The organism is Pyxidicoccus trucidator (assembly GCF_010894435.1).
Lineage (GTDB): Bacteria > Myxococcota > Myxococcia > Myxococcales > Myxococcaceae > Myxococcus > Myxococcus trucidator.
In genome coordinates this window covers 1-420 of the sequence record NZ_JAAIXZ010000096.1, presented here as the reverse complement: position 1 = coordinate 420, position 420 = coordinate 1, and the positions used below count along the sequence as shown (strand labels likewise).

At 69.5% G+C, this 420-nt stretch carries 1 protein-coding gene; it reads left to right on the top strand.

Annotation, left to right across the window (positions count from 1 at the left end; translation table 11 throughout):
- Positions 1-29 precede the first annotated feature (29 nt).
- On the top strand, positions 30-420 hold a 391-nt coding region (locus G4D85_RS48575; protein ID WP_240359956.1), incomplete at its 3' end, for a squalene/phytoene synthase family protein.

The following is a 420-nucleotide window of genomic DNA, read 5'->3' as shown; positions in this document are numbered from 1 at the left end:
AGCGGAGGTATGGAGCCGACGGGCCTGTCGTGGGGTTGCCCGACCTCCAGGCGACCTTCGGTTATTGCTACTGCGTGGCGGGAGTCGTGGGCGAGATGCTGACCGGACTCTTCATCGCTTACTCGCCGCTCGTCACGCCGCCGCGTCAGGCCCTGCTCGAACCGAGGGCCACCGCGTTCGGCAGGGCCCTGCAGCTCACCAACATCTTGAAGGACGTGCGCGAGGACCTGGACCGAGGAACATGCTGGCTGCCGCTGGACCGGATGGGCGCCTACGGACTGGACCCTGCCACGCTCGCGCTGCCGAGCCACCGCGCGCGGGCGATGGCGCTGCACTCGGAGCTGGTGGCGGTGGCGCGCCGCGAGTTGGATGAAGCGCTCGAATACTCCCTGGCGATACCGCCCGAGGAGCCCGGCCTCC